At 41.5% G+C, this 9,604-nt stretch carries 8 protein-coding genes and 1 tRNA gene; 5 read left to right on the plus strand and 4 right to left on the minus strand.

Translation table 11 applies throughout. The features are described from left to right. Window positions 1-407 (plus strand): IS1 family transposase (locus tag ACIPUA_RS04930; protein WP_449059346.1); only part of this gene is annotated, 407 nt, incomplete at its 5' end. 166 nt (window positions 408-573) lie between these two features. Here the strand turns inward: ACIPUA_RS04930 and ACIPUA_RS04935 are convergent. Further along, window positions 574-1,821: a tyrosine-type recombinase/integrase gene (locus ACIPUA_RS04935; protein WP_281110872.1), complete on the minus strand. Its 1,248-nt coding sequence runs from the start codon at window positions 1,819-1,821 to the stop codon at window positions 574-576. Window positions 1,822-2,137: 316 nt separating this feature from the next. Next, window positions 2,138-2,222: transfer RNA gene (locus ACIPUA_RS04940), tRNA-Leu, on the minus strand. 413 nt (window positions 2,223-2,635) lie between these two features. On the opposite strand from ACIPUA_RS04940, the gene ampH reads away from it, so the two are divergent. From ampH to ACIPUA_RS04955, 3 genes are all read left to right on the plus strand, one after another. After that, a complete protein-coding gene (ampH, locus tag ACIPUA_RS04945; RefSeq protein WP_042845677.1) occupies window positions 2,636-3,859 on the plus strand; it encodes a D-alanyl-D-alanine-carboxypeptidase/endopeptidase AmpH in 1,224 nt (407 codons plus the stop codon). A gap of 202 nt (window positions 3,860-4,061) precedes the next feature. Beyond that, a complete protein-coding gene (locus tag ACIPUA_RS04950; RefSeq protein WP_129466590.1) occupies window positions 4,062-4,505 on the plus strand; it encodes a hypothetical protein in 444 nt (147 codons plus the stop codon). Window positions 4,506-4,629: 124 nt separating this feature from the next. Continuing rightward, window positions 4,630-5,127: a hypothetical protein gene (locus tag ACIPUA_RS04955; protein WP_449059347.1), complete on the plus strand. Its 498-nt coding sequence runs from the start codon at window positions 4,630-4,632 to the stop codon at window positions 5,125-5,127. 59 nt (window positions 5,128-5,186) lie between these two features. On the opposite strand, the gene lptG is transcribed toward ACIPUA_RS04955, so the two are convergent. Beyond that, window positions 5,187-6,263 carry an LPS export ABC transporter permease LptG gene (gene lptG / locus ACIPUA_RS04960; protein ID WP_071548680.1) on the minus strand — a complete coding sequence of 359 codons (1,077 nt, stop codon included), beginning with the start codon at window positions 6,261-6,263 and terminating at the stop codon, window positions 5,187-5,189. Then, entirely contained in the window at window positions 6,263-7,360 is a 1,098-nt protein-coding gene (gene lptF, locus ACIPUA_RS04965; RefSeq protein WP_042845684.1) for an LPS export ABC transporter permease LptF, read from the minus strand. Before lptF ends, lptG begins: the two co-directional genes overlap by 1 nt. 340 nt (window positions 7,361-7,700) lie before the next feature. On the opposite strand from lptF, the gene pepA reads away from it, so the two are divergent. After that, on the plus strand, window positions 7,701-9,212 hold the full coding sequence (pepA, locus tag ACIPUA_RS04970) for a leucyl aminopeptidase (protein WP_042845685.1): 1,512 nt from the start codon (window positions 7,701-7,703) through the stop codon (window positions 9,210-9,212). Window positions 9,213-9,604 lie beyond the last annotated feature (392 nt).

Raw genomic sequence — 9,604 nt, forward strand, 5'->3', positions numbered from 1 at the left:
ATAATTTGCACATTGAACTCCTTTGTGAAGTCGATGAACAGTGGTCTTTTGTGGCTAATAAGAAACAACAACGCTGGCTTTGGTATGCCTGGGAACCTCGCCTAAAACGGATTATTGCTCATACGTTTGGTCGTCGAAACAAGAGAACTCTTCGCCAGTTACTGGCTTTACTGTCTCGGTTTAATGTGGCTTTTTGGTGCACGGATAAGTTCAGTGCTTATGAGATATTACCTAAACAAAAACACGTAGCAAGTAAGTTTTATACCCAACGAATAGAAAGAGAGAATTTGAATTTAAGAAATCGCTTAAAGCGTCTTAACCGTAAGACGTTAGGTTATTCGAAGTCGCCTGAAATGCATGATAAAATCATCGGCACATTCATAGAGCGGGAGTATTACCTATTGTGATGATCTCTATATTGAATACACGACCAAAAATTTTGAATATGACATAACACAATTATACTGTTCATCATTAAGACGAAAACAGCATAATCTACATTGTCTATAATTTTTATAAATTCAATGTATTACAAATTAAATCATCTACTGATGAAGTGGATATTTACACTTTTCACTTCCCAAACCCAAACGCCCCCACATGCCTATCCCTATTCGCATCCAGATAATCAGCCCACCACTGCACCATCAACCGCCTTTCCTCGATATGTTCTGCTTTATGAATATAAGCAGCTCTTACTGAGTTGCGTTCTTGGTGGCTCATTTGGCGCTCTACTGCATCCTTCGACCATAGCCCTGACTCAATCAGCGAGCTACACGCCATTGTTCTGAAGCCATGTCCACACACTTCTGTCTTCGTGTCATAACCCATCACACGTAATGCGTTGTTAACCGTGTTTTCACTCATTGGTTTTCTAGGATTATGATCGCCGATAAAGATCAGCTCATGATTACCACTAAATTGATAGACCTGTTTTAAGATCTCTATGGCTTGTCGACTTAAAGGCACTAAATGAAGGGTACGCATTTTTGATCCGCGATGGGAGTGTTTAACCCCTTCTATCGCTTCGCGTTCTGCGGGGATCGTCCACATGGCATTTTCAAAATCGATTTCATCCCAACGAGCAAAGCGCAGCTCACTGGAACGAATGAAGACTAACAAGGTAAGTTTGACTGCAAGTTTAGTTAAAGGTCTTCCCTTATAATCATCGATGCGTTGTAAGAACTCAGGTAGGCGTTTAAGCTCTAATGCCGCTCTATGAACTCGTTTACCTGTCGCTACTGCGCCAGCCATATCTTGTGCAGGATTATAATCAATCAAACCACTTTGTACGGCATAGCGCATAATAGCTGTCACGCGTTGTTGTAAACGAGCCGCCACCTCAAGACGTCCAGACATCTCTACGGCTTTAATCGGTTCGAGGAGATCGCGAGTTTTCAGTTCGGCAATATTGCGTTTACCAATAGCAGCAAAAATATTGTCTTCTAGGCTTTTGAGTACTCGATGGCTATGCCCTTCAGACCATTTCTTATTTGTTGCGTGCCAATCACGAGCAACTTTCTCAAAGGTATTAAATTCTTTTTGCTGCTTTTCCTTTAATTCTTTCTTGAGTTCGCGTGGGTCAATACCTAAAGCAACTTGCTTTCTGGCAGCATTCCTTCTTTCTCTTGCATCCGCTAAGGAGATTTCAGGATATACGCCAAAGGCCATTAAATGTTGTTTGCCGCCAAAGCGAAAACGGAAACGCCAATATTTAGAACCATTGGGGTGAACATACAGAAATAAGCCATCACTGTCTGTCAGTGTATAAGCTTTCTCTTCAGGTTTAGCTGCACGAACTTTTGTATCGGTTAATGCCATATTCTTTATCCTCTTCACCCCAGAGTGAGTATATAAACAAGATATCTCAGATTACTGTTGATGATTTCGAGTTACACAAACAACTAAGTGTCTACGCCACAGGCTGCGCCTGCATTGCTTTAGCATCGGTAATTCGAGATATAATGAGTATACAAATATTATCGAAGCGAAGATATACTCAGATGTATACTCACTCGGAGGTTGATGTGGGTTGAGTTAGATTGACATGCATTGACTGAAAACGCGGGGGAAGCCTTGCAAACACTGGATTTCAGATACAAAAAAAGACGTCGGTTGACGTCTCTTGATGTTCTTATGGTGCCGAAGGCCGGACTCGAACCGGCACACCCGAAGGCGGTTGATTTTGAATCAACTGCGTCTACCAATTCCGCCACTCCGGCACTGAAGTGATGTGTTTCTTGGAAAACGCTGCCATTATACTTGCCTTGTGTCTACTGGCAACACTTATTCTTGAAGATCAAGTCTGTTCGATTAAAAAAAACGCATATTGCTAAAATCACATGATAAGAGAAAGAAAGCTTCTTTTGTTTATATCTTCATTAGCCGATATGGTAGCTTTCCCTAACTATTTTTCTTATCACAACGCTGGGTCACTGGCGATAGACAATTATTTTTGTTAGTTTATCCGCAATCTAATACAAACATTAAGGCTTTATCATGGGTTTTGTTGGGTGGATAGCGACAGGGATCTTTATTGGCATCTTAATTGGTGCGGTAATGAAAATTTTCGCTAAGAAAAAATAAGATTGGCTGAATAGCCATTTGCAAACAATCATATCGGCTGGCTTCAAACATGAAGAAATCATTACTAAAAATTCTGTCAGTATCTGCGTTGTCTTTAGCCTTGATGGCATGTTCAACAACGACCAAAAAAACACCAAAATTTCTGCAAACGAATGATATTGCATCTACTGACTGGCAGGTTTTTGAAGGAGATAGAAGGACCTACGAACGCGTTGCTAAAATTGTCGATTTATATGCCAATCGTATTTTTAACGAAAGCGACGCCAGAGGTATGGCAATAATTGTTATTGATAATAACCAAGTTTTATCCCGTTATTATGGCGAAACAGCACCCGGCAATGGTAAAAAACCGGGGCCAAATTCACTCATTCGCATAGCATCAATTACTAAATTGATGACGAGTGAAATATTAATCAAGCTTGAACAAGACAAAAAGTTATTAATTACTGACCCGCTGCAACAATATGCCTATCATGGTGTTACTGTGCCTGATAACGCCAGTGGGCAGCCGATTCGCCTCTACCACCTTGCAAGCCACACCAGTGGCTTACCTCGTGAGCAACCAGGCGGAAAATGGGGGCGTCCTGTATTTATTTGGCCAACCCAAGATAACCGCTGGACATGGTTAAAAACAGGCAAATTAGATGCGACGCCAGGCACTGAGGCATCCTATTCTAACCTTGCATATGACTTATTAGCTGATGCCATGGTGAAAGCATCAGGTCATTCTTACCCACAATTGTTTAGTCATTATGTCACCTCCCCAGCCAAAATGACCAATACCACCTATACACCCAATAAAGCTCAATGTGCACGTTTAATGGAAGGCACTAAACCAAGCCCTTGCCATAATACACTTGCAGCAGCAGGAAGCGGTGGTGTGTATTCAACCCCAGCAGATATGCAAAAGTGGATGCAACAATTTTTATCGACAGATAAGAGCTTAAGGAAAGTCACCGCGGCTCGTGAGCAAGGCATCTATTTCCCTCGCGAAAAATTGTTAGAAATTAAAGGAATGGACGTCGCTGGCCATGCGGATGGGTTAGGCCTTGGGTGGGTGTATATGAAACCGAAGAATGGCACTCCAGGAATTTACCAGAAAACAGGCGGCGGCGGTGGGTTTAATACCTATATGGCGATGATCCCACAGCAAAACATTGGGGTATTTGTCGTCATGACCCGAAAAGATAGCAGCAAATTTAGTAAGTTAACTATTGGCGTTAATGAACTCGTCGCTTCGCTATCTTCTAACCACGCATATGGGAAACATTGAAGGAGTACCGCCAAAGCATTACAAACAATGGCGAGTTACACCCCGACCCTAAAACGTGGATTTACCCGCATTATCTCATTAATTGCGACAACAGCCTGATATATTCAGGCTGTTTTTGATAATTTTACTATCCATTTTTAAAATCAATTCATTCAAATTCCCGATAATCTTTTAGCCTTCCATTAACACATCCAGAGCTAAAATGAAAACAAAAAACCACGCGATAACATTAAGTTGTCAGGCTACACAATGCCCGAAAATTAGCCAATTTGAATTGATAGAAATTTTGAATAGTATTAAAGGCCATTGTACTAAAAAACCAGAGTACGTAGAGAATAGGTCTATTGCTACTCAATACCCCTACAAATATTTAGATGGCTCAGAATTACAAGCTATCAAAGCTTACCGACAAGAAGAAAGGCGAATATATCGGGAAAAGTGCCAAACGGCTTTTAAATTTAAACGACAAAATAGTATGAAAGGTGGATTTTTTTCACTTGCTCAGCAATTAGCAAACCGGAGTCGCCAAAATATTTTAGCTATTGATAACCAAAGTCATATCTCAGGAGCCAGAAAAAAGTTATTTCAACCCCAAACAAGGGTAGTCGCCTTTATCAGTGCATTAGGTTACGCAATAGTTGGTTAATAATAACAGTATTAATGCCCTATTATTCAAGCTATTTCTTATATTTATAATCGTTTTATGCAATGTTGTAAGCTGATTCAAGGCTAATTTTAATCCCTCTTCTACTTGATGAATAGGAATTAAAATGCGTACTTCTACATTTTTTTTACATCATATAACACGGCCCTGTACCATTAAACAGGGCAACGTTTCTGAGTTGGTTCTCCAACTTAGAAGAATCCATAACCACCAAAACATATTCCCTGCCCCGCAGAAACCGACATCAGTAGAAATAAATCTTGGATCACTCAATTCTCATCCTTTAAAAAACAATCAAAAGAAATTAGAACAAACACCTGAATATAAAAAACTTGTCAGTGAAGCACGAAAAGAAGTACAAATCGCATTCACAGAGCAAGAATGGAAAAAAGCTTATCTTATTCGCCAGTCATATACGGCGAATGGCGGTATTTTTTCTTGTGCTCAACAGTTAGCGAATAAAAGTCGATTGAATGTTATTGGGATTAAAGGTGAATATATCAGTACATCTGCAGATAATAGGCAACAACAAGTTTTATTCCGTCCTCAGAATAAACTATTACGAATTATCAGTAAGTTAGGAAACTTATTACTAAGTAAATGACGACAAAGAAAAAGGCTGTGATACCCGAAGATACACAGCCTTTAATGACCTATAAAACGCTATTTTCGTTTCACTAATAAAACAATACTGACAATTAGGAACAATAAGCTTGGCAAGATAGCTGCAATAATCGGTGGTACTGAATAAACAAGGCTCCAGTTACCAAACCCTTGGTTTAGTACATAAAATAAGAAGCCGCCCACAATACCTGAAATAACACGTACCCCCATTGGTACGGTGCGTAATGGCCCGAAAATAAACGAAACGGCCATTAACATCATGACAGCGGCAGAGAGTGGCGCCAATATTTTTTTCCACATACTTAATTCATAAACAGCTGCAACTTGACCACTTTCTTTCAAGTAAGAAACATACTGATATAAGCCACGAATAGATAACGAATCCGCATTCAAAGAAACTATCCCTAGTTTTTCTGGGGTAAGGTTAGTTTTCCAGTCAACCGTCAACCGCTGTGAACCCGTAATTTTTTTCTCACTGCTTAATATTGACTCATCCACTTGAGATAACACCCACTGTTTATTTGCCGTGTCATACTCCCCACTTGAAGCAAACATCACCGAGTTAAGTTTTTGTTGCTTATCAAAACGGTAAATCGATACATCTTGAATCGATGTTGCGTTATTAATACGCTGAATGTGTATAAAGTCGCGGCCATCTTTTGCCCACATTCCCTCGTCAGTAACCACTAATGAATTACCAACGATTTTTTCTGCACGGTAGTTTCTCGCCCATTGCTCACCGGCTGGTGCAATCCATTCACCAATGAACATCGCCACGATAACCAGAGGGATAGCCGTTTTCATCACCGCAAGGGCAATCTGTAAACGGGTAAAACCAGAAGCTTGCATGACCACCAGCTCACTACGTGAAGCGAGTGCACCTAAGCCCATTAACGCCCCTAATAAGGCCGCCATCGGGAAGAAAACATCAATATCTTTTGGTACCGTAAGTAAAGTAAAAACCCCCGCGCTCAACGCAGTGTAATCACCATCACCCACTTTACGCAGTTGCTCGACAAATTTAATAATCCCAGCGAGTGAAACCAATAAAAAAAGCGTCACCAAAATAGAATTTAGGATGGTCCGACCGATATACCTATCTAAAACACCAAACATCAGGCAACCCCTTTACTCAATTTAAGACGCATACGGCGCATAGGAACAGTGTTCCATGCATTGAGGATCACCGCTAAGACTAAATACCCTAAGTTCACTGCCCACATGGTATATCTTGGGTCAATATCACCTTTATCTGCACTATTGCGTAACGTACTTTGCAGCAAAAAGAAGATGAGGTACAACAGCAGCGCAGGTAACATACTTAGCACCCGACCTTGACGTGGGTTCACTTCACTTAGAGGTACCACCATTAAAGCCATGACGATAACCGAGAAAACAATCGTTAAACGCCAATGAAACTCTGCATTCACTTCAGGTGTATTTTCATTCCACAATTGCAGCATATTCTTTTGCTCAACGCGGTCATTACGAGCCTCACCTGTTTGATGATCGACTATGGCTTGGTAATTGACAAAGTCAGTGATACGAAAATCACGTAATAATGCCGTCCCCTCGTAACGGGTCCCTTCATTAAGAATAACCACTTGACGGCCATCAGGGTCTTCCTTCATATAGCCACTTTCGGCAACCACTACAGAAGGGCGCTGTTCATTCGCAGCACGTAACTGCGCTAGGAAAACATTTTTGAAATTACTCCCTTTTACATCACCAATATACAAAACATAGTTGCCGTCTTTTGTGGTTTTAAACTGCCCTTCCACCATTGCGGCTAGACCTGGGTTAGCTTTAGCATCTGCTAACACTTGTTCTTGATATTGAGATGACCACGGTAGCATCCACGTAATATTGGCAACTGCCACCATGGCGGTAATCATGGCCAGCACTAACGCCGCTTTGACCAAAACACTTTTCCCTAAACCGCAGGCGTGCATTACCGTAATTTCACTTTCAGTATAAAGCTTACTGTAGGTCATCAATAGCCCAAGAAATAGGCTTAAAGGTAAGATAAGTTGCGCCATTTCAGGCACACCTAACCCCAGTAAAGGAAGTACTAAGTTTGATGGAATATTGCCCTGAACGGCAGCGCCCAGAATATCTATCGACTTCTGGCTAAAAAAGATTAGCATCAATACAAAAAGTATGGCTAACTGACTTTTCAGGGTTTCCCGTACCAAATATCTAATAATGATCACGCTTATTACGCCTGTGAAAACTTGTCTTTTGGGTAGAAAATGGCTAAGTTCGTTCAATGTCTGCCATTTACTAACATATACTCTAGTTTATTGTATGGCTAGAATGATATAAAAGCATTCTCTATACTGATTAAAATATCAGAACATGCTTAATATTCGCGAAACCAAATATACTCGCCATACTTCGTAGTTGTATCGCGATAAACAGCATACAACTTGGTTTATTTCGCGTATAGATGGTCAGTTTAACATAAAGAGTTCATTCTCTATGAGGTAGATCATGCGAAACGCTAATTCTAGCGGGAGCATCGGCCTTTGTCTTTAAGATTCAGGAGAACGCATGGAGTTTAGTGTAAAAAGTGGTAGCCCGGAAAAACAACGCAGTGCATGTATTGTTGTCGGAGTCTTTGAACCACGCCGTCTGTCCCCAATTGCTGAACAGCTGGACAAAATTAGTGACGGATATATCAGCGCCCTGCTGCGCCGCGGCGAACTTGAGGGTAAAGTAGGGCAATCCCTGCTACTCCATCATGTACCAAATGTTCTGTCTGAACGCATTCTGCTTATCGGTTGTGGTAAAGAGCGCGAATTAGATGAACGCCAATTTAAACAAATTATTCAGAAAACAATTAGTACTCTGAATGAAACAGGCTCAATGGAAGCCGTATGTTTCTTAACTGAATTACATGTAAAAGGCCGCAATAACTACTGGAAAGTACGTCAAGCAGTCGAAACAGCAAAAGAATCGCTGTATGTGTTTGACCAACTAAAAAGTAATAAAACAGAGCACCGTCGCCCACTACGAAAACTGGTGTTTAATGTCCCAACACGCCGTGAATTGACCAGTGGTGAGCGCGCGATTTCCCATGGCTTAGCCATTGCTTCAGGGGTTAAAGCTGCGAAAGACTTAAGTAACATGCCACCAAACATTTGTAATGCTGGTTACTTAGCCTCTCAAGCTCGTCAACTAGCAGATATTTCAGATAGCAAACTAACCACTCGTGTGATTGGTGAAGAGCAAATGAAAGAGCTGGGAATGAATGCCTATCTAGCAGTGGGGCAAGGTTCACAAAATGAATCACTGATGTCCATTATGGAATATAAAGGCAACCCAGATGCGGACAGCAAGCCAATTGTTCTGCTCGGTAAAGGGTTAACCTTTGACTCAGGTGGTATTTCAATCAAACCAGGCGAAGGCATGGATGAAATGAAATACGACATGTGTGGTGCGGCAAGTGTGTATGGCGTGATGCGTTTTATCACTGAATTGCAACTTCCAATCAATGTGATTGGGGTACTAGCAGGTTGTGAAAACATGCCTGGTGGTCGCGCTTATCGTCCCGGCGATATTTTAACTACCATGTCAGGGCAAACCGTTGAAGTACTTAATACTGATGCGGAAGGTCGGTTAGTTCTGTGTGATGCACTCACCTATGTTGAACGCTTTGAACCTGAGCTGGTTATTGATATCGCTACCTTAACAGGGGCTTGTGTAATTGCATTAGGTAGCCATTATACAGGGTTGATGTCAAACCATAATCCACTAGCTCATGAGCTGTTAAATGCCTCAGAACAAGCGGGTGACCGTGCATGGCGCTTACCACTAGCGGATGAGTATTTTGACCAAATCACCCCTAATTTTGCTGATTTAGCGAATACAGGTGGTCGTCCAGCAGGTGCAATTACCGCTGGCTGCTTCCTATCTCGCTTTGCCACTAAATATAACTGGGCACACCTTGATATTGCAGGTACCGCTTGGCGTTCAGGTGCCGCGAAAGGGGCTACTGGTCGTCCGGTCGCGATGCTAGCGCAGTTTTTACTAAACCGCGCGGGTTTAAATGGTGATGAGTAATCCCATTTAAATGATTTAGCTGTATCTCGTCCATAAAAATATCCCGATGAGCAATAGTGATTCGGGATATTGTTTTTTGGTTTTCAAGGCACTGAGAAAGCCATTTTGAGGCAGCTATAAAAAAGGATATAATTAAGCATAGATATATACTGCGCTTGGTTACCAAAATACACCCCTGCAAATTGAAGGGTAGCGATTTAAACTATACCCTAGATAATTCAGTTTGTAGGTAGGCGGCAAGCGACTGAGACCTTAGGAGCATACATAAGTATGTGACTAAGGCGAAAAACATAGCTAACACCCCTGCAAATTGAAGGGTAGCGATTTAAGCTATACCCTAGATAATTCAGTTTGTAGGTAGGCGGCAAGCGACTGAGACCTTAGGAGCATAC

It is taken from the genome of Providencia sp. AGC89 (genome assembly GCF_053543535.1).

Bases quoted from the DNA above. Each gene is read 5' to 3' on its own strand.
- ACIPUA_RS04935 (WP_281110872.1), bottom strand. From the start codon at position 1,821: ATGGCATTAACCGATACAAAAGTTCGTGCAGCTAAACCTGAAGAGAAA.
- ampH (WP_042845677.1), top strand. From the start codon at position 2,636: ATGAAGAAATCATTACTAAAAATTCTGTCAGTATCTGCGTTGTCTTTA.
- ACIPUA_RS04950 (WP_129466590.1), top strand. From the start codon at position 4,062: ATGAAAACAAAAAACCACGCGATAACATTAAGTTGTCAGGCTACACAA.
- ACIPUA_RS04955 (WP_449059347.1), top strand. From the start codon at position 4,630: ATGCGTACTTCTACATTTTTTTTACATCATATAACACGGCCCTGTACC.
- lptG (WP_071548680.1), bottom strand. From the start codon at position 6,263: ATGTTTGGTGTTTTAGATAGGTATATCGGTCGGACCATCCTAAATTCT.
- pepA (WP_042845685.1), top strand. From the start codon at position 7,701: ATGGAGTTTAGTGTAAAAAGTGGTAGCCCGGAAAAACAACGCAGTGCA.